This is a genomic window from Paenibacillus sp. P2(2022) (genome assembly GCF_029522175.1).
Classification (GTDB): domain Bacteria; phylum Bacillota; class Bacilli; order Paenibacillales; family Paenibacillaceae; genus Paenibacillus; species Paenibacillus polymyxa.
This window is the reverse complement of record NZ_JAKWFI010000009.1, coordinates 96,392-121,954: the sequence shown is the minus strand read 5'-3', so window position 1 is coordinate 121,954 and position 25,563 is coordinate 96,392. Positions and strand designations below refer to the sequence as shown.

At 46.7% G+C, this 25,563-nt stretch carries 24 protein-coding genes; 16 read left to right on the top strand and 8 right to left on the bottom strand.

Features of this window, described 5'->3' with window-relative positions; genetic code table 11:
* The first annotated feature begins 45 nt into the window (after positions 1-45).
* From MMB75_RS22230 to MMB75_RS22205, 6 genes are all read left to right on the top strand, one after another.
* The gene (locus tag MMB75_RS22230) at positions 46-2,052 is read left to right on the top strand and encodes a beta-galactosidase (RefSeq protein WP_277510850.1); all 2,007 of its coding nucleotides are present in this window, start codon (positions 46-48) and stop codon (positions 2,050-2,052) included.
* 132 nt (positions 2,053-2,184) lie between these two features.
* Positions 2,185-3,984 carry a sensor histidine kinase gene (locus tag MMB75_RS22225; RefSeq protein WP_277510848.1) on the top strand — a complete coding sequence of 600 codons (1,800 nt, stop codon included), beginning with the start codon at positions 2,185-2,187 and terminating at the stop codon, positions 3,982-3,984.
* Positions 3,981-5,048, top strand: coding sequence for a response regulator transcription factor (locus MMB75_RS22220; RefSeq protein WP_102999231.1), 1,068 nt, complete (start codon positions 3,981-3,983; stop codon positions 5,046-5,048). The genes MMB75_RS22225 and MMB75_RS22220 overlap by 4 nt, the downstream gene beginning before the upstream one ends.
* A 110-nt stretch (positions 5,049-5,158) precedes the next feature.
* Positions 5,159-6,439: an ABC transporter substrate-binding protein gene (locus MMB75_RS22215; RefSeq protein WP_277510843.1), complete on the top strand. Its 1,281-nt coding sequence runs from the start codon at positions 5,159-5,161 to the stop codon at positions 6,437-6,439.
* A gap of 38 nt (positions 6,440-6,477) precedes the next feature.
* Entirely contained in the window at positions 6,478-7,362 is an 885-nt protein-coding gene (locus MMB75_RS22210) for a carbohydrate ABC transporter permease (protein ID WP_016819393.1), read from the top strand.
* A complete protein-coding gene (locus tag MMB75_RS22205; protein ID WP_263559876.1) occupies positions 7,359-8,186 on the top strand; it encodes a carbohydrate ABC transporter permease in 828 nt (275 codons plus the stop codon). The genes MMB75_RS22210 and MMB75_RS22205 overlap by 4 nt, the downstream gene beginning before the upstream one ends.
* Before the next feature lie 271 nt (positions 8,187-8,457).
* On the opposite strand, the gene MMB75_RS22200 is transcribed toward MMB75_RS22205, so the two are convergent.
* Positions 8,458-9,408 carry a glycoside hydrolase family 26 protein gene (locus MMB75_RS22200; RefSeq protein WP_277510838.1) on the bottom strand — a complete coding sequence of 317 codons (951 nt, stop codon included), beginning with the start codon at positions 9,406-9,408 and terminating at the stop codon, positions 8,458-8,460.
* Positions 9,409-9,981: 573 nt separating this feature from the next.
* On the bottom strand, positions 9,982-10,380 hold the full coding sequence (locus tag MMB75_RS22195; RefSeq protein ID WP_242210503.1) for a hypothetical protein: 399 nt from the start codon (positions 10,378-10,380) through the stop codon (positions 9,982-9,984).
* A gap of 217 nt (positions 10,381-10,597) precedes the next feature.
* Here MMB75_RS22195 and MMB75_RS22190 point away from each other — a divergent pair, with 217 nt between their 5' ends.
* A complete protein-coding gene (locus MMB75_RS22190; protein ID WP_016819389.1) occupies positions 10,598-11,644 on the top strand; it encodes a hypothetical protein in 1,047 nt (348 codons plus the stop codon).
* A gap of 299 nt (positions 11,645-11,943) precedes the next feature.
* On the opposite strand, the gene MMB75_RS22185 is transcribed toward MMB75_RS22190, so the two are convergent.
* Positions 11,944-15,243: a DUF5695 domain-containing protein gene (locus MMB75_RS22185; RefSeq protein WP_277510834.1), complete on the bottom strand. Its 3,300-nt coding sequence runs from the start codon at positions 15,241-15,243 to the stop codon at positions 11,944-11,946.
* A 150-nt stretch (positions 15,244-15,393) separates the two neighbouring features.
* Between MMB75_RS22185 and MMB75_RS22180 the strand changes: the two genes are divergently transcribed.
* Positions 15,394-16,032 (top strand): pentapeptide repeat-containing protein, encoded by a 639-nt coding sequence (locus MMB75_RS22180; RefSeq protein ID WP_025363990.1) that lies wholly within the window; start codon positions 15,394-15,396, stop codon positions 16,030-16,032.
* 72 nt (positions 16,033-16,104) lie between these two features.
* Here the strand turns inward: MMB75_RS22180 and MMB75_RS22175 are convergent, their stop codons facing one another.
* The gene (locus tag MMB75_RS22175; protein ID WP_016819386.1) at positions 16,105-16,533 is read right to left on the bottom strand and encodes a DUF1259 domain-containing protein; all 429 of its coding nucleotides are present in this window, start codon (positions 16,531-16,533) and stop codon (positions 16,105-16,107) included.
* Between the two features lie 122 nt (positions 16,534-16,655).
* A complete protein-coding gene (gene pdxR, locus MMB75_RS22170; protein ID WP_277510830.1) occupies positions 16,656-18,194 on the bottom strand; it encodes a MocR-like pyridoxine biosynthesis transcription factor PdxR in 1,539 nt (512 codons plus the stop codon).
* Positions 18,195-18,309: 115 nt separating this feature from the next.
* Here pdxR and MMB75_RS22165 point away from each other — a divergent pair, with 115 nt between their 5' ends.
* The 8 genes from MMB75_RS22165 (at position 18,310) to MMB75_RS22130 (ending at position 23,949) form a co-directional block, all read left to right on the top strand.
* On the top strand, positions 18,310-18,921 hold the full coding sequence (locus tag MMB75_RS22165; protein WP_167438642.1) for a pyridoxamine 5'-phosphate oxidase family protein: 612 nt from the start codon (positions 18,310-18,312) through the stop codon (positions 18,919-18,921).
* A gap of 254 nt (positions 18,922-19,175) precedes the next feature.
* Entirely contained in the window at positions 19,176-19,760 is a 585-nt protein-coding gene (locus tag MMB75_RS22160) for a TetR/AcrR family transcriptional regulator (RefSeq protein WP_017425727.1), read from the top strand.
* A gap of 106 nt (positions 19,761-19,866) precedes the next feature.
* Positions 19,867-19,968, top strand: a complete 102-nt coding sequence (locus tag MMB75_RS22155) for a hypothetical protein (RefSeq protein WP_014599460.1) — start codon at positions 19,867-19,869, stop codon at positions 19,966-19,968.
* Positions 19,969-20,033: 65 nt separating this feature from the next.
* A complete protein-coding gene (locus tag MMB75_RS22150) occupies positions 20,034-20,156 on the top strand; it encodes a hypothetical protein (RefSeq protein WP_016819381.1) in 123 nt (40 codons plus the stop codon).
* 168 nt (positions 20,157-20,324) lie between these two features.
* Positions 20,325-20,780, top strand: a complete 456-nt coding sequence (locus MMB75_RS22145; protein ID WP_016819380.1) for a MerR family transcriptional regulator — start codon at positions 20,325-20,327, stop codon at positions 20,778-20,780.
* A 40-nt stretch (positions 20,781-20,820) separates the two neighbouring features.
* Positions 20,821-22,032, top strand: coding sequence for an MFS transporter (locus MMB75_RS22140; protein ID WP_016819379.1), 1,212 nt, complete (start codon positions 20,821-20,823; stop codon positions 22,030-22,032).
* A gap of 27 nt (positions 22,033-22,059) precedes the next feature.
* Complete coding sequence (locus MMB75_RS22135) at positions 22,060-22,488, top strand: universal stress protein (protein WP_016819378.1); 429 nt, start codon at positions 22,060-22,062, stop codon at positions 22,486-22,488.
* A gap of 42 nt (positions 22,489-22,530) precedes the next feature.
* Positions 22,531-23,949 carry an aldehyde dehydrogenase family protein gene (locus MMB75_RS22130; RefSeq protein ID WP_277510825.1) on the top strand — a complete coding sequence of 473 codons (1,419 nt, stop codon included), beginning with the start codon at positions 22,531-22,533 and terminating at the stop codon, positions 23,947-23,949.
* Between the two features lie 158 nt (positions 23,950-24,107).
* Here MMB75_RS22130 and MMB75_RS22125 read toward each other — a convergent pair whose 3' ends face one another.
* The 3 genes from MMB75_RS22125 to MMB75_RS22115 form a co-directional block, all read right to left on the bottom strand.
* Positions 24,108-24,902, bottom strand: a complete 795-nt coding sequence (locus MMB75_RS22125; RefSeq protein ID WP_277510822.1) for an SDR family oxidoreductase — start codon at positions 24,900-24,902, stop codon at positions 24,108-24,110.
* An 84-nt stretch (positions 24,903-24,986) separates the two neighbouring features.
* Positions 24,987-25,274 (bottom strand): DUF1330 domain-containing protein, encoded by a 288-nt coding sequence (locus MMB75_RS22120; protein ID WP_017425723.1) that lies wholly within the window; start codon positions 25,272-25,274, stop codon positions 24,987-24,989.
* 49 nt (positions 25,275-25,323) lie between these two features.
* Complete coding sequence (locus tag MMB75_RS22115; RefSeq protein WP_277510819.1) at positions 25,324-25,494, bottom strand: hypothetical protein; 171 nt, start codon at positions 25,492-25,494, stop codon at positions 25,324-25,326.
* Between the last annotated feature and the right edge of the window lie 69 nt (positions 25,495-25,563).

Below are 25,563 nucleotides of genomic sequence, written 5' to 3'. Positions count from 1 at the left end.
AAATGGGATATGACAATTACCATGAACTTATAGGAGGACGACTCGATGAAAAAGCTGCTGTACGGTGTTGCCTATTATGATGAATATATGCCTTATGACCGTTTGGACCAGGATATCCAAATGATGAAGGATGCGGGAATTAACGTGGTGCGGATAGCCGAATCTACTTGGAGTACGCATGAACCACAGAACGGAGTGTTTGATTTCACCTCTGTGTATCGGGTGCTGGACGCCATGCATAAGGCAGGAATTGAGGTCATAGTGGGCACGCCGACCTATGCTGTGCCCACATGGCTGGTGAAGGAGCATCCCGATGTATTGGCGACAACGCCTCAGGGGCCGGGCAAATACGGAGCTCGCCAGATTATGGACATTACGAATCCGGTGTACCTGTTCCATGCTGAGCGAATTATACGCAAGCTGATTGGACGGGTGAGTCAGCATCCGGCGGTCATCGGCTTTCAGACAGACAATGAGACGAAGCATTACCATACGAGCGGTCCCAATGTGCAATTACAATTTGTGAAGTATTTGCGGGAGCGGTTTGAATCACTGGATGAGCTGAACCGCAAATTTGGCTTGGATTACTGGAGCAATCGCATTAATAGCTGGGAGGACTTCCCTTCGGTGGTCGGAACGATTAATGGAAGCTTGGGCGCAGCCTTTTCCCAATTCCAGCGCAAGCTGGTAACGGATTTCCTGGCCTGGCAGGTTGCGCTTGTCAATGAATATAAGCGGGAAGACCAATTCGTTACGCAAAATTTTGATTTTGAGTGGAGAGGTCATTCCTTTGGGATTCAGCCGGATGTGGATCACTTTGCTGCATCTCAAGCGTTTGATGTGACAGGTGTAGATATTTACCATCCATCCCAGGATGATCTGACTGGAATTGAGATTTCCTTTGGTGGTGATGTGGCACGTTCAACAAAACAGAATAATTACCTGGTGCTGGAAACGGAGGCGCAGGCGTTTACACACTGGGTTCCTTATCCGGGACAATTGCGACTGCAAGCGTTCAGCCATCTGGCTTCCGGGGCCAATATGGTAGCTTACTGGCACTGGCATTCCATTCATAATTCCTTCGAAACCTACTGGAAAGGTCTGCTCAGCCATGATTTTGAACCGAATCCTGTGTATGAGGAAGCACAGACGATAGGGAAGGATTTTGCGAGATTATCCCCACATCTGGTCAATTTGAAAAAGAAAAATAAAACAGCCATCCTGGTCAGCAACGAAGCGTTGACATCCATTAGCTGGTTCAAGTTTAATATGAACAGTCCATTGAATTACAACGATATCGTACGCCGTTTGTATGACGAGCTGTACAAGCTGAATATCGGGACGGATATTATCCATCCGGGTACGGAATCGTTTGATGACTACGATCTCTTGATCGTCCCGAGCCTCTATTCTGCGCCAGATACACTGCTGGAGAAGCTGAACCGCTATGTCGAACAAGGCGGTCATGTAGTTTACACATCCCGAAGCGGATTTACGAATGAGCATGTGCAGGTAAGAACTTCCCAGCAGCCGGGTGTGATTAGCGAAGCCTGCGGCATTCATTACAGCTTGTTTGTGGAGCCAAAGAACGTGACGCTTAAGGATAATCCTTTTAAAGTGGCAGCAGAGGACAATCAGGTAGATACGTGGATGGAGCTGATTACCCCAACGACTGCGGAAGTATTGGCTTATTATAATCACCCGCATTGGGGCAAATATGCCGCGATTACGCAAAATCGCTATGGTCAGGGCACGGCGACCTACATAGGCTGTATCGTCAGTTCGGCGGTCATCCGCGAATTATTAAGCTCTGTAGCCAAAAAGGCAGGCGTATGGGGACTAGATCAGGAAGCTTCTTATCCGATCATTGTCAAATCCGGTACGAATGATTTGGGGCGAACGATCCGGTACTATTTTAACTATTCCGAACAAGCAGGCTCGGTGATATATCCGCACGGAGACGGCAAGGAGCTGATCGGAGAGCAGAGGGTTACCCAAGGACAGATGCTCCAATTGGAGCCTTGGGGTGTTATAATTATCGAAGAAGCGTAAATGATGAATAGTGAGCTGAAACCGACGTACGAATCATTTTATATAGTATCGGCCGGTAGTATCCGGCAAGTGAAGCGCCCCTGCGAATTGCGGGGCGTTTTCGCATATGGCTGAATAGAGGAGTGCATCGCTATGCCAACCCGAGCAATCCGCTGGTTTCGGGCGCTGATGGCCCCGTATCGACGTAGCATTCAGCTCAAGCTAGTCTTGACGATGATTGTTCTATCTGTGCTGCCGGTCATTGCTGTCACGGTGCTGGCTGCGGAGAAAAGCAGATCGTCTATGGAAACCGAAGTGGTCGAGACGAACATGTCCAACATGAAATGGACGGGCATTTATATCAGCGACCAGTTAGATCGTCTGAATCATCTGATTTACAGCATTCAGATCAGCCCTGATCTAAGCGATTATTTGAATGAACGAGAGCCTGACAATCTTTCTAGCCAATTTAATGCCCAGCGAAAAATGCTGAATACGCTGGCGAATGTGTATTATTCAGCCGGGAGTCATGTCATCGGTATTCAGCTATATTTGAAGCAATCGCAAACCGTGTTCACCTTCAATAGTATGCAAAATGAAATTACGACAGTGGGCGGTATTCCCCCGCAGTATGCTGAGATGTGGCAAGCGAATAAGGATTATTCGATTCGACCAAGCTCCGCTGACCCGGAACGCTTTACACTGACACGCAGTATTCGGCGTTTTGAAGACCAGAAGCAGACGGGGGCTATTTCATTGGAGGTGCTGTGGTCACAATTCGATCAGACGCTGGGTCTGCTGGGACGATGGGATCAGCATCAAGTGTTGATTACAGATAGGGATGGCAGAGTTATGTATCCAGTGCAGGCTCGGCAATCGCCTCCTCCTGCAGGAGTGCTGGCTGCTCTTCGTGACGTTAAGCCGGGTCCGGGGATGCTTCAAACTGCCGAGCATTATGTGTTCTACAATGATCTGGATGTGGTTGGACTGAAACTGGTCAAAATCATACCGACTTCCTCCATTAACCACAGTGCCTTTTCAACCATGCTGTATGGTATTGTCGTAGGCGTAATTTCAATCCTGGTTTCCATTTGCATCGCCGTTTTCATCGCATGGAGGACCGCACGCCCGATTGTCCGTTTGGCGCGTTCGGTGCAGGAACTGGATATGATCAAGGGACCGGTTGGAGAACCAAGTATACGACCGGATGAGATTGGGTTGCTGGAAAGAAGTTTGCATGGGATGGCAGGCCGAATACGCGAACATATCCAGACAGAATACAGTATCAATTTGCAAAAAAAGACGGCTGAATTGAAAGCGCTCCAGGCGCAGATTCATCCTCATTTTCTGCAAAATACGTTGCAAATGATTGGAAGTATGGTGTTTTCCCAAAAGCCGGAGGATACCTATGAAGTCATTCGTTCGCTGAGTGAGATGTTCCGTTACGTGGTACGGGAGCCTCAGGATATGGCCTCTCTGCGCGCAGAGCTCGATCATGTGGGACATTATATGCGCATCCAGCAGCGTCGTTTTCCGCAAAGATTGGTATTTCAGGTGGAGACAGAAGAGCAGGCAACGGATATTCGTTTGCCGAAGCTATCGCTTCAACCATTGTTGGAAAACGCATTTCAGCATGGTCTTGATCGCAAGGCAGGGGCGTGGCGAATGGCAATCCGCGTGGAGATTATGAAAGAAGATGTGTGCATTACGGTCAGCGATAATGGTAACGGTATGCCCCCCGACAAGCTGGAAAAAGTTCGAGCTAGGCTGGAAAACGCATCGGAGGAACCAATTTGGGCGCAGGGCAGTCATATTGGATTAAGCAATGTGTCTTCACGTATACGGATGAATTTTGGAGCGCATTACGGAGTGACGATAGATAGTGAGCAGGGAGTCGGTACATGTGTCACTATTCGTATTCCATTCACCTCAGCAGAGGAGGGCAAAGTATGATCAAGGTATTAATCGTTGACGATGAGCCGTGGAACCGCGATATTTTGAAGACGTTTGGCACATGGGAAAAGCTTGGAATGGTGGTGGTGGGTGAGGCAGAGGACGGAGATGAAGCATTCAGGCTGGTCGGGGAGTTAGCTCCCCATATTGTGATTACGGACATGCACATGCCAGGTGCGGACGGAGTGGAGCTGCTGCAAGCGCTAAATAACCAATGTCCTGATGTGAAAATCATTGTCGTGAGCGGATATGATGACTTCGCGTATGCCAAACATGCGATCCGTTACAAGGCTGTTGATTATTTGCTAAAGCCTGTCAATCCTGTCGAGCTGAATACGGTGCTGCTCAAATGCAAAAACGATCTGGAGGTCAAGTTGGCCGAACAGCAACCAGAAGCAACAGAACTGGATTATGAGTTTTTTCACAAGTTAACCCGGTATAAGCAACTGCTGCGTCTTTATTTTAATGAGCTGAATCGTGACGGGGTGAACTTAACATGCAGACAGGTTGTGCAGGAGTTGGAGAGTTATGGAGCACCAACTCCACATATGCTGGGCAGGCTGGTGCAGGAGCTGCTTTCTCTGCTGAAAGAGCTGTCAGCGGATAACGGGCTGAATACTTCTACGGCAAAGGGTGGATTTCCGCTTTCGCAGGCTGTTCTATCCTCTGTAGAACATGCGCTGGAATTCGTATCGTCATGCTATGTTCAGGAACTGGATCAGCTGATTCGGCAGCGGAAATACAAAAACAAGCTGAATTTGGAGGAGGTACGGCGGTATATCGATAGTTACTATGCAGGGCCGATCACACTGGAGCAGTTGGCAAAAAACTTTTTTGTGAGCAAAGAGTATATGAGCAAGGTATTTAAGCAGGAGTACGGTCAGAATGTAACGGACTACATTGTAGAACGGAGAATGGAAAAGGCGCGGGAATGGCTGGCCAATAAACAGATTTCAATTAAAGCCGTTGCAGAGATGGCTGGGTACGAGGATGTGTCTTATTTTTATCGGGTATTTAAAAAGCATTTTGGCATGGCCCCCGGTGAAATGAGAAAGGAAGTTTAAAAAAATCCAATTCAATATGCTAACGGTGTCCAATGGCAGAAGTGGTCTCCCATCCTATAATGAAAGCGTATACAAAATCGTTATTTTCAACTTAGGGGAGGTCATTTTGCATGAAGATGTGGAAAGGTGTATTGAGTACGATGCTGGTTGGCACGTTGTTGGCCGGATGTGGAGCGAATTCTTCAGGCAGTGACAGCAGCGGTGCCAGTGGAGACGGCAAAACCGTAAATCTCAAAATGTTTATTGCTCAGCCCCGTTTGAAAGAACACTACGATAAATACATTAATGCATTTATAGCCAAAGAGAAGAAAGATAAAAATATCGACGTTACCGTTCAACTGGAGATGCCGCCTGCTGACAATGCCGCACAAATTTTGAAGACAAGACTCGCTTCCAACGATGCACCGGACGTATTCGCACTGCATGCGGTGAATGAAATTCCACCGTTTTACAAAGCGGGATACTTGGAGGATTTGTCCGGTCAGCCATTTGTCAGCAAATTGATGGACAGCGTTAAGCCCTCGGTGACAACTCAAGACGGCAAGGTTTTAGCGGTTCCTTTGGAAACGATCTCCTGGGGCTATCTGTACAATAAAAAGATATTTAAAGATTTGGATTTGAAGCCGCCGGGAACGTTGACCGAAATGAAGGCTGTCGTCGAGAAGCTGAAAGCGAATCATGTGAAACCGTTCCTGTTGTCCTACAAGGAATCCTGGATTCCACAGTTGTTCGTGCCGCTCACTGCAGGTGCAATGATGAACACACAGAATAAGGATTTTATCGAACGGATGAATCAGGACAAAGGCTCATTCTCGGAAATGAAGAGCATGTTCGATATTATTGATCTGGTGAACAGTAATGGTACAGATAAGGCGCTGGAAATTGGTGGGGATGATGGGTCGGCGGCCTTTGCCTCAGGTAAAGCGGCGATGTGGATTCAGGGGCCGTGGTTTGCGGAAACGATTTTAAAATCGGATCCGAAGATGGACTTTGGAGTAGCCCCGCTACCGATTAATGACGATCCGAATGCGACCTTGATCAATCTGTCCACTTCGACTTCGCTGGCTGTATCCTCTACAAGCAAGAATAAGGAGGTCGCACTCGATTTTGTTAACTATGTGTTGGACGACAAGGATTCCAGCGCGTTCTATGAAGCATTGAAATTTAATCCTATCTCCAAAGTGCATACGTTCAAAAGCTATCCTTGGGTTAATGATGCTACCGAATATGTGAAAGCAGGCAAGTCGTATCAAGATCCATCCATCCCACAGGCGGTTAAGGATGAGGCAGGCAAATCGCTACAATCCTATTATGCTGGCCAGCTCTCGCAGGATGACGTCATTAAAGCGCTGGATAAGGCATGGAAATCGTATAACAAAGTGAACAAGTAGCGGGAACCTACAGAATGACATCGGGAGGGAGAGACTCCATGCCTTTTAAAATCTACAAAAAATACGTCATGCTGCTGGCGTTTACTGCCCCGGCACTGATCTTTTACGCCATCTTCCTGCTTATTCCAACGATCAGCGGCATGTACTACAGCTTTACAGACTGGAATGGATTGAATCCCAATTACAACTTTATCGGCTTGGGGAACTTTGTGGAATCCTTGAAGGAAGACCCCGATTTTCTCAATTCCCTTTGGTTTACACTTAAATACGTGTTGGTCATGATCGTGCTACAAAATGTACTTGCGCTAGTACTGGCAGTGTTGATTGAATCACGCACACGCAGCAAAGGATTTTTTCGGACGATATTTTTTATGCCCAATATGATCAGTACCATTATTAGCGCATTTATGTGGACATTCGTTTTTTCCTCCGTGCTGCCGCAGATTGCTGAAAAGACGGCCATCGCCTTTTTAGGTCAATCATGGCTGGGCGATCCGAAAGTATCCTTTTTCTCCATCATTATTGTCTCGCTCTGGAATGGTGTGGGATATATGATGATCATCTATCTGGCTGCGCTTCAGGGTGTACCGCAGAGCTTGAAGGAGGCTGCTATTATTGACGGGGCGAACGCATTTCAGACATTGCGAAGTGTGACGCTGCCGATGATTACCCACGCGATTACGATCTGTTTCTTCCTGACACTTAACGGTGCTTTCAAGGTGTATGAGGTTGTGTATGGACTGACTGGCGGAGGACCGGGACGCAGCACACAGGTAATTACGATGAACATTTATGAGGAGGCCTTCTCGAATAATTTCCGTTATGGCTATGCGAGTGCTAAATCCGTTATTTTGTTCGCCATTGTGCTCATCTTTACTCTGATCCAGCTACGTGTCATGAAGAAGAGGGAGGTGGAGGCATGAGGCTGAAAAAAGCTAATTCCTTGCTGATCACGCTACTACTGTGTGTGGGCGCAGTCGTGTCCTTCTTCCCGATTTACATGGCGGTCATTAATTCATTTAAAACACAGGGTGAGATGTTTGCATCCTTTACGGCGCTGCCGACGAAGCTTCACTTTGAAAATTACAGCCAGGCCTTTCATCAGACCCATTTGCTGAACAGCGCTCTGAATTCTACGATTATTTCTTTTATCGGCATTGGCGGGATCGTGGTTTGTTCGGCACTGGCAGGCTACAAGCTGTCTCGTACAAGTGGAAAACTGAGCAGTGCGATTTTCTTTCTGTTTGTTGCGTCCATGCTGGTGCCTTTTCACTCTATAATGATACCGCTTACACGAATGGCAAAAGATTTGTCTGTTCAAGGCAGTACGTACGGCTTGGCTTTGATCTATATCGGTTTGGGCGTGAACATGGCCATCTTTTTGTATCATGGATTCGTCAAATCCATCCCGCGTGAGCTGGAAGAATCCGCGCAAATGGACGGCTGCAATGAGTTCCAAACGTTCTTTCGCATTATATTTCCCTTGCTGCTGCCGATCACCGTCACAATTGCCATTTTGGATTTTCTGTGGATTTGGAATGACTTTTTACTTCCACTTTTGATGCTGACGGATGTGAACCATTACACCCTGATTCTCTCGACCAATATGTTGTTTGGAGAATACAACAAGGATTGGTCGCTCATTCTGGCTGCGCTCGTGCTGACCTCCATCCCGGTTATTCTGATCTATGCCTTTTTTCAAAAATTCATTATGGAAGGCATTGCGGAGGGAGCAGTTAAGGGATAAGCTGTGCTTCTCATTGCCCAAAAAATCCTTTCTTAACCACGAACGTTTTCAAAAGAGACTAAACAGCCTGAGTCCCTACGAATATGGGACTCAGGCTGTTTAAATAGGGCTTATTAATAATTGGCTGCTTGATAGGGAACTTCAGTTCATAAGGGCATGCTTTTTTGTCGTGCTTGATGACGTCCTAATCTTCCAGGAACTTGCTGTCTTCTTGGGATAACACGTACGATGCCTTGCTGCCGAACCGGGAGACGGACGCTTACTGTGAGCTTTACTTCGCAAACAGCGTGCTGCTATTCGTATTGTTCTGCGGAGCATAGGCACCGTCCCAGGTGATAAAGAAGCTTGCCCCAGTATAGATCTCATTCAGGGCATTGCTCCAAAGCGAATAATCGAATTCCTTGAGCTGATTATTGTTGCGATCCACATGGTCGCCGCCCACGGCTGGTCCGATCTCGCAGAAGCCATAAGTTTTGCCAAGTCCTTTGATGTCATTGTAAGCCATCTTGATTTCATTGTCATTGGATGGATCGTCGCTGTAGGCGTCGATGCCAATCCAAGTGACATAGCTGGAGCCGGGATAATAAGCGGCCGCGTTGGCTCCTTTATTTGGAGCATAGACAAAATTGACGTTGGACATGCCATGGGTCGTCACGATGTAATCGTACAGATTGATGTACAGGTTCTTATAGTCTGTCGTGTTCTTGTTTCCCCACCAGAACCAGCCTCCGTTCATTTCATGGAAGGGTCTGTAGTAGACGGGGGATGAGTCAAACTTTTGCAGGCTAGTCACAACATTGTCAATCTGAGCCTTATAATTTTGCAGCCATACGGGGCTGGATGAATTGATGGATGAAATGTCTGTATTGGCCAAGATCTTAAAATCGGAATCAGACATCGGGGCGTTTACATTTCCACCCTGGGGATTGGGCATGTGGGTAGAAATGGTAACGATTTTACCTAAGCCTTGGATGGCTGAGGCGCTATGGGAGGTAATGGAGGCTGCATCGCTTCCCCCGTAGTTCCAGTTCAGCAGATCATAAGAGACGATGTCAGGGTTGTAGGTCTGGACAGGACTGGTGTCTACACTTCCGTCATAGCCCAGGAACATGCCAGTATAATTGATATTACTCTCCGCGCCTGCCGTCATGGGTAGCGAGAATAATAACGCTGCCCCGGTCAGGGCGGTAATCAAGCTCTTCGTTTTCTTGAATGAATTCATATTGGTTGGTTATCCTCCTAATGTTTTATATCTTGCTATCGATTAACGCAAGATAAGATGTGTTAAGTGAAAAATGTTCTAGTACACTACCTCCTTGGATCGGCTGGTTGACATTTACTATCAATCACAACGAACATTATTTTTAGCGAGTTGATCCCATCTTCCTATAGGAAAGGGCTTTTTAGCGAACCCTCAATTATATCGACAGCAGGGAAAAAAACTAAAATAGTTCTATTGAAGTAAAAATTATTTCATATAACAATAAACTATCAATTTCTGCAAACAGTGGTAGAGACTAAGTATGTGAAAAAGAAAATATTTCCGGTTCATTTTTATGAATTTTGATTGCAATTATTGTTATTCTTGTACTATATAGAGAATTCATACTCGCACACTTGACGTTCCATCTATTTCCAACACCTTCATTGTTTTTAACAGAAATTAAACAGCCGAAGACCGTATGAATATCGGACTTAGGCTGTTTAAGGTTGCTTTTCTATTACTGTCTATTTAACAGAGATCAGTTCAATTATAGAAAGGTCTCTTATTTTGGAATGACCACACATCCAACTTTCACTTCGACAAACAGCTTATTATGAAAAATAAAAGCGAAATGATGATTATAAATAGATAAATACTAGAAATTCGTCTTCCAATAAGAGCTCCAAAATCTTCAGAATTTTTATATCCAATGATTAAGCTAGGAATAAAAAAAATACTCGATACAAAAATAGTGTAGTGGAACCCAGTATTATTAACAGGATTGGACCATGCTGACATTCCTAAAAAGGAAAGCAACTGGTCTCCGAATATGTAATCGCCAAATTCAAAAGAAACAGCCATGCCAAGAAGAGATAACAGCAGTGAAAGTGATCCTCGGCCTATTTTCTTTCTGTTGTTTCTCAACACTGTGAAGATAATCAGTAAAATTACAATTGTCTGTATGCTGTATGTCAATATCATTGAAAACATGAAATACCTCCTCGAACATTAGAATCAAATGATCGAATGCCAATTTCGCGAGTGATTATACCATATTTTGTAATTGCTTCATATATAGTTCGATACGGAGTTCGGTAGCGCAGCGGTCCGTTTGGAACTAGAGAAGCAACAGCGATCGTAAGATCAAATGGAACGCAGAGCGGCCTTAGCCATACAATATTTCATCTGAAAGTAAAAGGAGATGATTATGTTGGCTACCTTCTCGGCCGCGCTTCAAGTGAAAAAGCGGATGGCCAAGCGAGTCTTAAAAATGTCCGGTGTTCACGGCATTGGCGTAGGCTACAGGGACCCTGCGCACCCCAAAAAGGGAGCCGCTGTCATTGTGTACACGGACCGTCTAGCGTCGGCCTCTACTGGACTCTTGTCGGCCACTGCCTTAGGGAAGAAATCGAACGTTCCTGTCCGAATTGTAAAGACTGGAAAAATCAGGGCTAATGCTACGGACTACAAAGTGCGCATCCGCCCGGTCATCGCCGGCTACAGTGTCGGGACGATTGAAGGCTCCGGTACAACCGGACTTATCGTTGCCCCAACTGGAGCGCCGGCTACACGTTATCTTTTAAGCAATAACCATGTGCTCAATCCCTCCAATACAGACAATCGGGAGGCTACAATTCAGCCAGGCGGAGCCGATGGGGGGACGGTTGCCCAGGATCGTATAGGACGACTGTATCGTTACGTACGCTTAAATCCCACTGGAACGAACCTGATTGATGCAGCGCTTTCGCTTCCGACCCGCAACAACCTGCTCAATCCCCGTTATGCTACAGTGGGAGCGATTCCGGGTCATGTTACCGCCTATCGCATAGGAGAAAGATTGAAGAAGGTAGGGCGTACGAGCGGGCGGGTTAATGGCACGGTAGAGTCCGTCTATACGGACTTGCAAATCAATTATGGTGGTGAGTTGGGCCTGCTGACCTTCGAAGATCAGACGGTTATTAGAGGTACGACTCCTGTATCACTACCCGGGGATTCCGGCTCTGTATGGCTCAGACAGTCCGATAATTATGCAGCCGCGGTCAACTATGCAGGCACGGCAGATGGTCGCTTATCCATAGCCTTTCCAGTGCAGTGGGTCATGCAGGTATTCAACACACGAGTAGCCCGCCCCAGCGGGGCAGGCAGGGTGCTCAGGGTAGATACAGGATCTTCCCCTCGTTCCTATACTAGACAACTCACCAGTGAGGAGCTCGTTCGCTTAAGACCAAGAACGACACGTATTAGACGAAGCTAATTGCTCTGCAGATGGAAGAGCTACGGCTAGACCCCTCGGTAAAGTGGTCGATTTACCAGCTTTCCATAGGAAGGCTCGCTTCGGAAGCATCATCTCCCCGGATTTCTCCCCTGATTGCAGAATTAAGATAAGAAATCCGGGGCGGAGGCGATGGGAAGCACCCGCAAAAATAATTCACGATACCAATCATTTACGACGCCAATGATTCACGGTACGAATCATTCATAATACAAATCATTCACAATCTAAAACGTTAATGGCATGAAAGGAATGCATTAAATTAAATTTATAATTACATTCTAATCGGCCCCTTCAGCATATGCTTGGACTCTCAATTCATGGGCTGTAATGGTGCTGCTTGCCGAGGCCAAGCCCCTGATTTCCTGAGCAGTCAGAGCTCTGTTGTAAATGATCAGCTCATCTACTGCACCGTTAAGATAAGGATCATCAAACTGGGATTTCCCAATGTAGTTCCAATCTGTCAGTCCAAGGTTGGAAGGTCTCAGCGTCATACCCGTGTTACGTGTCGCCTCTATACCGTCCACATACATAATTCCCGTAGTGCCTGACAGAGTCACTGCGACATGCTTCCACACCCCTGTCGCCAGTTCCGGGGCGTTCAGCTGCTGTTCCTCTCCGTTCCCCAAGACAGTGATGGCAAAACGCATACCTGTCCCTTCGGCCTTCGGGGTCAAAAACATATACCGATCTGTTCCTGCTCCAAAATCAAACAGACGAGCCCAGCCATTATGCGTGTTCACTCGTACCCATGCAGCAATCGTAAAGTCATTTAAACTGCTAACTATTCCGCCGGGCAGGCTGGCATAGGCGCCAATACCGTTAAGGCGCAGGGCATTGCCATTCCGCCCCGCGCTCCACGAGCCGCCAATTACACTGGCCTGCTGCCCATAACCTGACGAATCGGCTGCGGTTGATCCGGCCGTTTCGTTAAATTCATAATGGGCTATAATGTCCCCAGCGGGAGCTGGATTGCCTGTACTGGACTGAATGTGGATATCGTAGTTGGCTGCCGTACCGATATTCAGGCTGGTTGTAGTCGCAGCACTGTTAACAGCAGTGACTGAGCCGGTTTTTGTGCCGTCTACCAGTACGTCATACGTACCTGTCGCGAGTCCGGTTATTGTCACAGTAGTAGTATGAGCTGTGCCTGGTGTCGTATTTTTCAACATCAGACGGATGTTGTTCTTGGATTTGGACACGACGGCCAAGGTATATTGGTCCCGGTTCAACTCCAGACTCAGCTTCTGGGTGATCAGATGCAGACGCTGGAATACGCCATCTTTTGGAGTAACCGTATAGCTGTTATTGCTTTCTGTAACGTCACAGCCATAACCGAACAATCCGAATATGGGATCGACAGCAACATCCGAACTTAGGGTTTTAATGGCTCCAAACAGCCCCAGATCGGCTTCCCCGGACATGCCGCGCCATCCGTTAAAGAGAGGGCCGCCGTCCAGACCAAGGGCGCCGTAATTGCCTTTACCTGCCTGATATGTCCACGATACTGCCCCGATATTGGCAGGGTCCGGGCTGATCTGTCCCGAATTAATCGCCCCGATGTTCGCCAGTTTGGCGGCATAGGATAGGCGCTGGTCCACTTCAGGCTTGGACGAATAACGACGTGTCCAGTCATCCATCGCATAGCCTGCGAGCGAAGTGGTGTACTGGAAGTTCCACCAATTCTCTCCGGTGATTGTGACCGGATCGGCGTAATAGTACCAGACAGGCATATGTCCGCGTGCGGCGCGTGTTTTGGCATTGATTTTGCTCATCATTGTCGTATTGCTGTTCATTTTGGCAAGTGTATATACCGCCTCTTCGCCTGTATTGTCATAGTTGTACTCAGAGCCATAGGGATAGGTGGTGTTTTTGAAATTGTTGTACTTGGTAGCCATTTTGGCAATCATGTCGTTAGCCTCAGTAGTCAATCCTTCTTCCTGAAGCGCCTTAATCATATCAGGTGTGGTCAGCTCACCCATAAGCCCTGTGTTCCAGTTATAAGCAACAGGACCTTCATACAACGCTTTAAAAATACGATAAGCACGTAGCAAATATGTGTTTTTGCTATTGCGATAGCTGACCAGGCTGGGATACAGCTTGGCAAGTTTATACATGCTGAAAAACGTATTGTAAATATGCGGATAGGCATAGCCCCGGTATGTTGGTGTCGTATTAGGTTGTGGCATCAGGAAATCAGGGACCAAATAATCGGTATGATGGCCTTCCATCAGATTCGTCCAGATAGCCACCTCCAGATAATCATCGACAGCCTTGATCTCAGACGCCACGGGCTTCTGGACATTTTTCTCCGCTAGAAACTGGCCGTGAGTTAATCCCCAATCATCACCCCAGCCCCAGTAGCCATTAAAGCTGTTGCGTTTGGCCTTATATTGCATCATCCAGTCGTCAAACACCTTGTCCCGCAGGTCTCCCGGTATGTTCCATTGGGTGCTGTTAACCATGAAGGTGGAGTGACGCTGAAGTGCAGTGTCAACCGGCTCAATGGCATAGAACTGGAGAACGGTTTTTTCGCCGTTACCGTAATTTACTGTAATATTGTTGTGACCCAATCGTCCCAGTGTAAGCTCATATATTTTGTGGTTTGTAGGGGCATTTTCCAAATAGTTGATGCTCGTTTCGGAGGGATACTGCGCTGTGACAGAGGTAATGGATTTACGGGTATGCAGATCGAATTTAGCTTTGAGATTGGTCGGGACAATCATACCCGGAACCACGGTCACATCCACATGCCCCTCGCTGTATAGCCTGTCCTTTACAGCCTGCTCGTCCGTTACCTTGTAAAATTTAAAGGCATACGTTTTGCTTTCACCAGGGGCCAGCGACAGACTGGTGCTTCCGAGATAACCACGGTTGGTGCTTTTGATGACATTGGAGTGGATATAGAACACATTCAGTCCCTCAGACCAGCCGCCTTGCTCCATAGCCCATGTACTGCCAGGATGCTCCTCGACTCTCCAGTGGTCCTGATATTCGAGACCAGCACCCGTTGCGGCATCAGGTAGCAGCAGGATATACGGTCCGATGCCGCTAGGTCGTCCAGCTGTAATAAAGGAACTGTGATGACCTACAAAGGAGTGAGAGAGTACCCTGGTTTCATAGATTTGTTCATTATTGCCACCGGACCAGTATTCGTTAAAAGGAAGCGGCAGCCCCCAATCTCCGATTTCCAGTGCTTGATTAGAAGTATTCGTTACTTTCATTTGCCAATGTAAATAGTCGTTAACCAACGAATAGGTTTCTTGTAAAGTGAAGTTGCGTATTCCCTGATGGTTGGAGGAATTTTGATAGGATACCTGGACGCTGTTACCAGAAGAGATGATCTGGCGCACATCAGCAGAATTGCTTGTCCATGCCCGAGTCCACGCCCCGTTACCGAGACGATAGGTGAACATGAGTTCACCCAGCCACTGATGATCTGACGTATTTTGTTTAGGTGCGTTAGAGCCGTTCATGACATAATTCGTATTGAAGGTGTCTCCTGTCAGACGTAAGGAAGAGATATCCCCATAATCCCCGATTGAGATGGAGAATATTTGATTAGATAGCTGTACTGCCATGCTATCAACCTCCTAACAAAGGTTCGTGAGTGTGCTCACATGTTAATATATGTGTCAAAAATACTTTTGCTACCCTATGCGTGAGAATTGATAGAAAATAGATTCATATAGATATCCTAGAAATCTATTCATAGTGGAGGTAGAGCTATAATGAAAAATAAAATGGAGTCACCGAAGATTCCTGCGGACTTACCCGTATTAAATGAAGAAATACGCTCCATACGATCCAAAGACGAACTTAGTACAGGGTCTGTAGAGGATATTATTTTAGACAATATGGAAGCAGTTAAGGTTTCATTAGAGAAGATGGTCTTCAAAAATGTCACCATCATGGAATCATCATTGCCGGAAAGTGAATGGACAGACATCATTTTTGATAAATGCGATCTGTCTAATATTAATTTTTCCGGCTCCTTTATCCATCGGGTAGAGTTCAGAAATTGTAAATTGCTCGGAACGGATTTTTCGAGAAGTAGGCTCCAAAACGTTCGTTTTCTGGATTGCCTAGGGGATTATTCGATGTTCCGTTTTGCTAATTTCAAGCAAGTTGGTTTTGAGGATTGTTCTTTGATAAGTGCAGATCTTTATCATGCAACACTACAAAAAACCTCTTTTGCCCGTTGCAATCTGGATCAAGCCATCCTGTCGGGGGCCAAGCTCAAGGGAATTGATCTCAGTGATTGCGAATTTGACGGATTACAAGTGGAGATAGAAGACTTGAATGGTTGCATCATCTCACCGCATCAGGCTTCATCCTTTGTTGGCCTTTTGGGGCTAGTGATTAAATAAGGGGTTCAGGGCAAAGGTAGCCATAACAAAGAAAAGATCCGCCTAAGCGGATCTCTTGCATTTATTGATAGCTTATTTCTTTTTAATCACCGGACGTACAGGCTTCGTTGTCAAGACATTAAGCGCGTCACGTACTTCTGTGGCGAAAACAAGCGGCTTTTCTACTTTTTCAAAGTGGATGTACCAAAGGTTAGGGTTATCGAATAGCCAGTGATTGTGGAGTGCCGTCACTTTGATATCATGGTTACGAAGTCGAGAAATAAACGGATTAATTTCTGCGGTCAGAATCACAGTTTCGCCAAGACATAAACCTTTTCCGTTACGGCCAATGCTTTCGAAAGAAAAAGCTTGGGGGATGGCAAGAAAGGATCTGGCCCTTTTCCCCAAAATGATCGGCTTGATGTTATTTCTGACTGTAGATGCAGTACAAACTCCGTTAATGATTTGAGGTGTTGCTTTTAATATATCGGCAAACCGTTTACAAAGTGGACTAACTGCCATTTCTCTCACTCCAATTCTTTTAAGTTACTAGCATCATATGAAAGAGTGAGGGAATGGAAAGGGCAAGTCTTCTTTATCGCTAGTCTAATTTGCTATATACAAAGTACGAATGGAGTATCCTTTTAATGCCTTAGCGTTGCTCCGTGATACTGATGTTTGATACTGTCCCAGGCCTGGCGCAGACGCATAATACCTTCGATAATCTGCTGCTCCGTTAAGTGAGCAAAGTTAAAGCAGGCTGAAGGAGGCCCCGGTGTCAGTTGGTAATCAGCAGCATCACGCCATGTGACTCCATAAAATCGTGCTGTCTGCATCAAATGATGATACTGGGCAGGTTCATGCTTCCAGATGGCATAGGCGTGTAGACCGCAATCGTTCTGCTGCCAGTGAAACAGCTCACTCAACGGCTGTATTTCATGCTGGAATACGTCGTAGCGTGATCTGTATATTCGAGTCATCCGCCGCAAATGACGAATGTAGTCTCCGCGCATCATAAAACGTGCCAGTGCACGCTGTTCCAAGCGGGCAGGCGGCAGGGGATCGTATAGTCGTTTGGCAGCAGTCAGCGCTTGAGCTAATGCCACAGGCAGGATGGCAAACCCGAGTCGAAGGCTGCTGAACATGCTTTTGGAAAAGGAACCGACATAGATGACACATTCCGCGCGATCCAGTGCTTTTAATGGTTCAATGGGGCGTCCTGCCCAGCGGAATTCACTGTCATAATCATCCTCAATGATCCACGCCCCCTTGGACGCTGCCCATTGCAGAATATGTTGACGGCGCGTTAATGGCAATACAGCACCGGTTGGAAACTGTCGTCCAGGCGTAACAAACAGGAGCTTGGCATCCCAATCCTGTGGAATAATTCCATGCTGATCCAGATCAGCAGCGTATATCTGTCCGCCTGAGGCAGTAACTGCACGGTAGATGCCGGAATAACAGGGATTCTCCAGTACAATGTTATCTTGTTCATGAATAAGCAGCTGACTTAATAACGTGATCACTTCCATGGAACCACTGCATAATACGACTTGATCCGGGGTAGCCGTAATTCCGCGTGTTCTGCCAACATGATGGCAAATCGCTTCACGCAGTCCTTTATCACCGTTCACTGGTGCAGGCGTCGAGTCATCCGAAGGCTTTTGCAGGTCCTTGCCAGCGGCAGCCAATGCACTTTTCCATGCGATCTGTGAGCTGCCCTCCAATACATCTTCTTCTGCTTGAAAAGAAATCAAAGGCAGCTGTGCACCGTCTCTATCCGTAGCAGACACAGGAGCCGAGTATAAGGCTCGTTCTCTTTCGAGCTGCATTATTCGTTGTCCCCATGCTGACAGAGCAGGGGCTTTTTGTTTTGCAATAGGCGGGGTTTGGTTCTGCTGATCGATTAGAGATTCGTCTGGCAGCATTGCAGTCTGTTCCATAACAAAGGTTCCTCTGCCTACTAGCGAATTCACATATCCTTCTGCCAACAGCATATCGTATGCTTCTTTAACACTTCCGCGCGAAATGCCATACATCACAGCCAGATCACGACTGGAAGGCAGGCGCGTACCGCTGGCAAGGGAGCCAGTGAGAATCCCCTCTCGAAGAGCGTGATACAATGCCAAGTATTTCAAATGATATTTTTGAATTGCACGCTGATATGCAATCGTAATGTCCATACTTTTCTCCTTATATTGGACCAGTCATTTCCGTTTATATTGGATCTTTTTAATAATCCATTTTCAACATAATCTGAAATGTATCATTGGTCAATAGATGGAAGGAGAGTCCCCTATGAGAAGAAAGGAATTTACGGTAGAAGAACTAGAGGAAATAGAGCAGTTTCTAAGCGAGGTAAGTTTCGGATTTTTAGGCATGAACAGCGAGGATGGTTTTCCGCGTGTGGTTCCCTTGAATTTCGCTTATGGAAATGGCGTTTTTTATATTCATGGCAGCCGTGCTGGAGAAAAGATGGAACGGATGAAAGAGGACAATCGGGTTACTTTTTCAGCTGCCAAAGAATATGCGCTCATTCCATCTTATTTCACGGATGAACATATGGCATGTCCTGCGACCTCATTTTTTAAAAGTATTACCGTGCGTGGTCATGCGGAGCATGTAGTGGATTTGGAAGAAAAAGCATCAGCATTTTCCATTTTTATGAGTAAGCTGCAACCGGAAGGCGGATATGACACGATTGATGCCAGCGATTCTCGGTATGCCTCACGTTTAAAAGGGGTCGCTCTGATCAAAATTGTACCCGAGGAATGGACCGCCAAGTTTAAATTCGGACAAAATGTTAAAGATCAGGAGCGTCAGCAAATTATCGACGGCTTGCAACAACGGGGGCTGGATGATGATCTGATAACGATTAAGATGATGCGCAAATATGGTCCTCATCACTGATATATATCGAAAGTCAGGATTTAACAAAATTCTCAAGTATAAATATTTAAATTCGGCGTAATAATTCCTGCTCGCTCATCCATCTAACTGGTTAATTATACCTTGAAGGGGATACCCTTGATTTTCCATAACATTCAGTCCTTCTATATTAGGACTTTTGAAGGAAAGGTATATATCATCCTCAAGCCCGTTGTTCTTACTGCAAAGGAACTTTATAATACGATAGATTTGTGGTGTAAGGGGGCAAAACCGTGATAAGAGCAGGAGTCAGAAGTCGGGAAAGTCGGCGGTTGTTACTGGAAGCGGGGGCTGAAGAGTTCGCTCAGACGGGGTTTTACCAAACTAAGGTAAGTTCGATTGCGGCACGTGCAGGATTGACGCAGCCGGATTTTTATATTCATTTTGAAAGCAAAGAACAAATGTATGAGGAGCTTGTGGAGAGCTTCCGTACTTTGGTGAATGAGACGGTACAAAGTATGAAGATTGGCCCGGACCTAAGCGAAGCTGAAGTTTTGAGACGGGGACAAGCTTTTCTGGAAGCTATTTTTCGCATGTTGTCTAATAATCCGGCGATCACTCGTGTCGGTTTTTACCAGGCGGCAGACTCGGTACACATCAAGGCGGAAATGGCGGAGCACATCAAGAAGCATCTGCTGGCGGCACAACGATGGGGTTCCTGCCGTGAGGAACTTGACCCTGAACTGACAGCAGAATGTGTGATCGGTTTGATAGAACGGCTGACGTTAACGAAATTGCTGCCTGGACGTGAAAGCCCATCTGTACTTGCCAAGCAGGCAAGAAATCTCCTGTATCACGGAATGCTCGCATCCGAAGAATAACTGGACCCCAAACCCATATTTGGGCAGCAGGCGCGGCATTTGTCCCTATCATGGACGGTGGCATAAGCATAAGATGCTTTTGTAAACCATGAAGGGAGGAATCACCATGTCTGGAGTAGGCGCTGGTTATGGAGCTTTTACATCTACAGGAGCGATTCTGGTACTTTTCATTCTGCTCGTTATTATTTCCAAAGCATTCGTTATCTAATTCTCAGTTGAAGAATTTGATTTCGGGCGATTTGTTGTAATCGACAGAGGGAGGAGGAATTTGAGATGGGTGAAGTAGATAGAAGCTGTGGCTGTGGTGGTGGCGGCTACGGCATGTGGACTTCCACTGGTGTCATTTTGGTACTCTTTATTTTGCTGGTTATCATCACACGTACTTTCTTCATCTAAAGTGATATTCATGGGCTTGAGCGCCGATGCTTCGGGTCTATGACTATGCAATCCCAAATAGGAACCGTCTCTAACAGAGGCGGTTTCTTTGTGTTTAAAAGTTTACGTTGACGTTAACGTTATATAGGCGTAGTATTTATATATAATCTTTTTCATAAGGTGGGTGTCATGGTTACGTATAAAATTGATGAGGTCGCGAAGCAAAGCGGTTTGACCAAGAGAACTATTCGTTATTATGAGGAAATCGGCTTATTGCCCTCCCCGCAGCGCAGTGAAGGAAATATGCGGCTGTATACGCAGGAGGATGTGGATTTACTAAAAAAAATAGTGAGTGCCAAGGAAGTGCTTGGCTTTTCTTTGCAAGAACTTCAGCGTTACATGTCCGCAGCAGAAATGCTCAAGGGGCAGCGGGAGGAATATCGCGAGCGCACAGAGCATTTGCAGCCAATCGAGCGACGGACCATGTTGGAGGATATGGAACGTACGCTAAACGAACAGTTGGACTTAATGGAGGGAAAGATCAACAGTATCCGTATGCTCCAGACAGAGCTGGAGGAGCTGCGGGTTAGGGTACGTGAACGTAAGGTTCTTCTGGATGAGGAACTTGAGCACGACCCATCATAACAAGAACATTTACATTCAGATGTGGAGGTAACATCCTATTATGAGTTCACAACATGCATTACCTGAAGAGTTAAAAGAACGCTCAGGCTTGCTGTCTCAACCTAAAGCGGTATGGGCGGTCGCCTTTGCCTGTGTTATTTCATTTATGGGTCTGGGATTGGTCGATCCGATCCTGCCGGCCATTGCCGATCAGCTTCATGCTACGAAAAGCCAAGTGTCACTGCTGTTCACCAGTTATAATCTGGTGACGGGCGTTGCGATGCTGATTACGGGCGTTGTATCTAGTCGATTGGGTGTCAAATGGACGTTATTAACCGGCATATTATTTATTATTGTGTTTGCCGGACTGGGCGGCACGGCTAGTACAGTTGGCGGAATTGTGGGCTACCGGGCAGGCTGGGGCCTGGGGAACGCTTTGTTTATCGCAACAGCGTTGTCTGCGATTGTAGGTCTGTCCACTTCTGGAACAGCTAAAGCGATTATTTTGTATGAAGCGGCCTTGGGGCTTGGGATTTCAGTCGGCCCGCTGCTAGGCGGTGAGTTAGGTTCCATTTCCTGGCGCGGTCCATTTTTTGGTGTAGCTGGATTGATGGTTATTGGCTTTTTGTTCATTACGTTTATGCTGCCTTCGATTCCAAAGCCGAAAAAACGCGGTTCCATTGCGGACCCATTCAAAGCGTTAAGTTATCCTGCCTTGTTCACGCTCGGCATTGTAGCATTGTTATATAACTTTGGATTCTTTACGTTGATGGCGTATTCTCCATATGTCATGCATTTAGACGAGCATGGTTTGGGTTACGTGTTTTTTGGTTGGGGAATTATGCTGGCCTTTACCTCGGTGTTTGTAGCTCCAAAGATTCAAGCACGCTTGAGCGTGGTATCTTCCATTAGTATCATGCTGACGTTGTTTGCCATTGATTTAGGTGTTATGGCGATTGGGACTTTAGCTGGTTCGCCAACGACTGTCATTGTAGCGGTCATTGTGGCTGGTATTTTTCTGGGGATTAACAATACATTGATTACAACCGCTGTTATGCAGGCTGCTCCAGTGGAGCGCTCCACAGCATCTGCGGCTTACAGCTTTATGCGTTTTTTGGGCGGGGCCATCTCACCATGGCTTGCAGGGAAGCTGTCAGAGTGGTATGCAGCAGAAACTCCGTTTTATTTTGGAGCATTGATGGTACTGATTGGCGTAGCTGTGCTGATCGTACGTCGCCGACATATGCAGGATATTCAGGTAGATGCACACTAACATTGAACTTCTGGGGAGGAAAAGAGTATGAGCGAATTCAAACAGATTCTGGTCGCGATTGATGGTTCGGAACACGCTATGAAGGCATTGGAGACAGCCAAAACGTTATCCAAGCAGCTTCAGGGAAACCTGCATCTGACCGTATTGCATGTAAATCCGACTTTATCCATGAATGAGCCCCCGGTTGGGATTGATGTGGATGAGCGGATCGAAGAGGAAGGTCGCCATATTCTGGAGCCTGCAGCCGACTATTTGAAGGACGAGGGCATTTCGTACCGTATGCTGGCAGGTCATGGTGATCCGGCGAGTTTCATTTGTAAAATTGCAGATCAGGAAAAGGTAGATCTGATCATTATGGGAACACGGGGACAGGGACTTGTTTCGGAGCTGATCCTGGGTAGTGTGAGCCATCATGTGATTCAGCATGCACCTTGTCCAGTGCTGACAGTGAAATAGTATTAAATGAGACATTGATATAGAGCAAAGGAGGAAAAAAGCATGCAGCAGCACTTATTTATTGGCGGTGAATGGAAAGCAGCTTCATCATATACGACGCTGAAATCACCGTATTCCGGGGAAGTCATTGCCGAGGTAGCAGAGGCCACTGCTGAGGATGCCAAGACCGCTATTCAGGCGGCTTCTGATGCACGTGCAGAGATGCGGGCCATGCCAGCCCACCAGCGGTCAGCTATTTTGGAGAAGCTAGCTGACCTGCTGGAAGAGCGGCGTGAGGATGCAGCGCGTATCATTGCACGCGAAGCGTCCAAGCCATGGAAGGCTGCGCTTGCGGAAGTTGATCGGACGGTACAAACCTACAAGTTTGCAGCCGAAGAAGCCAAGCGCATTCACGGAGAGACCATTCCGCTGGATGCTGCACCAGGCGGCGAGGGCCGTATGGCCTACACGCTCAAAGAACCCGTCGGGGTAGTAGGAGCTATTACACCATTTAACTTCCCAATGAACTTGGTCGCTCATAAAGTGGGCCCTGCGCTGGCAGCAGGCAATACGGTCGTATTGAAGCCTGCGGAGCAGACACCACTGTCGGCTTACTTGATCGCGGAGCTGTTGGAGCAGGCCGGGTTGCCTGCGGGCGCTCTTAACGTGATCAGCGGCGATGGCAAAACCATTGGCGACGTACTTGTCACTGATCCACGCGTCAGCTATATCACCTTCACCGGTAGCCCGGCAGTCGGTACAGAAATTCGCTCCAAGGCTGGCTTGAAGCGGGTCACGCTGGAGCTGGGTTCCAACGCGGCTGTTATTATTGACCGTGATACAGATGTGGACGCGATCATCGAACGTTGTGTGAGTGGAGCCTTTGCCAATCAGGGGCAGGTATGTATCTCGGTTCAACGTATTTACGTTGTCGGTGAGCTGTATGATACGTTCGTATCCCGATTTATAGAAGCGACTCAACGTTTAAAAATCGGAGATCCGCTAGACCCGGACACGGACGTATCGGCGCTCATCTCAGCCAAGGATGTCGAGCGTGTTCGTGAGTGGCTGGAGGAAGCAGTCCAAGCAGGCGCGAGAATCGCTCTGGGTGGTCATGCCGAAGGTGGGATTCTGGAGCCGACCGTATTGCTCAATGTGGATCCGACTTCCAAGGTGTCTTGTCGCGAAGTGTTTGCCCCACTTGTGCTGATTCATTCCGTTAGCTCTGTAGATGAGGCTGTGAGCCATGTGAATGATTCAATTTATGGCTTACAGGCGGGAATTTACACACGTAATATCACGACCGCGCTGGATGCAGCGGACAAGCTTGAGGTAGGGGGCGTGATGATCAATGACATACCAAGCTTCCGTGTTGACCATATGCCGTATGGCGGTGTGAAGCAAAGTGGCACTGGACGCGAAGGTGTAAAGTACGCTATGGAAGAAATGTTGGAAACCAAGCTGATCGTTATTAAACGTTAAATAGCTGTATAAAAGCCTATCTGATGGACATGGATAATACGTTTTACGTATATCTGCTCATTAGATGGGCTTTTTTTTCTCATTATTTGCGCGAATGTCAGATGAAAATAAAGTGTTAGACTGAAAAATATTTGGATAAAGCGTATTTAGCTTGAGTTTTAGACCGTTGGAACTGTTCCACCGTCAATATTATATTCACTTCCTGTAATAGAAGCGGCCCGGTCGGATACCAGAAAAGCAACAAGCTCAGCGACTTCTTCTGGTAGTCCTGGACGACCAATTGGAATTCCTCCCAACGAGTCCATTAGTTGCTTTAATGCACTTTCTCGATCGCCTGTAGTCTCAGCAATCCGATCAATCAAACTTTGTGCTGCCTTCGTTTCGATAAAGCCTGGCGCAACTGTATTAATACGAATGCCTTGAGGCGAAAACTGCTTGGATAATCCTTTGCTGTAAGTAGTTAAAGCTGCTTTGGCCGCAGCATAAGCCAATGTTGCATCATATAGAGGCAAGCGACGTTGAATAGATGAAATATGAATAATAACACCTGAACCCTTTTCCACCATAGCCGGCAGCAGTCCACGGTCTAAACGGACGGCAGTAAACAGATTAGCGTTAAAAGTTTGCTGCCAATGCTCGTCCGTCAAGACAAGAGCTCCCCCGGATGGGGCTGACGAGCCTCCAACATTGTTGACAAGAATATCTACACCGCCTAGGCGCTCAAGAACACTGTTTACCACTTTATCTACACCTTCAGGCGTACTAATATCAGCTGGAATAAATAGGTCCGCATTTTCTAAATTAACTGGAGTAGTTCGAGCCGTAGTTATTACAGTAGCACCTGCAGCTGTAAGTCTCTTAGCAATAGCCTCTCCCATTCCTTTGGTACCGCCTGTGACCAAGGCCTTTTTGCCTTTAAACTCACTTAAAATGCTTTCTAATTGAAAACTCATGTGAATAATTCCTCCTAATTTTGACAATAGGGTTGAGAACTACCTCTAGGTATCTTCACTCCGAGTTCACTTGTTTTGCGAACCTTACACACTATCGACAATGATACCCCGGTAACGCCCTCCGCGCAGTCGATGCTTTAGGGCTTTTTGATAGGCTGGACTAAAGTACCAAGCTTGTGCTTCCTCAAAAGTGGGGAATTCCAAGATGGCCAGCCCTTCAATATTGGGTCCTTCCAGTACCTGGTATGCGCCATACATTGCTAGGGGGTTGACGGAATGTCCCGCCAAACCTGCCGGTGCCAATTGAGAATAGAGTTGGAGTTCAGTTTGATCGGTACTCTGTTCACGTATAAAAACAACATAAGCGGGCATATACGTTTTCCCTTTCTTATTTTTTAATTTTTTTATGGAAGTGTAATAATCAGTTCTTTAATTTTATTGATCTTATGGTTTCCATACCTTTGACTTCACGATGGTTATCCAAGATCAACGCATCTTTATCGAAAGCGGAAGTAAATGCTTCAAGCCGGGATTTGTTCGCTGATGTAAAGTAAGTTTCTACTACTGGTGGCAGGGATCTATGTGGATTCATTGATTCTTCAACCTCCTATGGTGAGTATGTTGTGAGCGATAACTTCAAACTCATCATAGCAGTAATAAT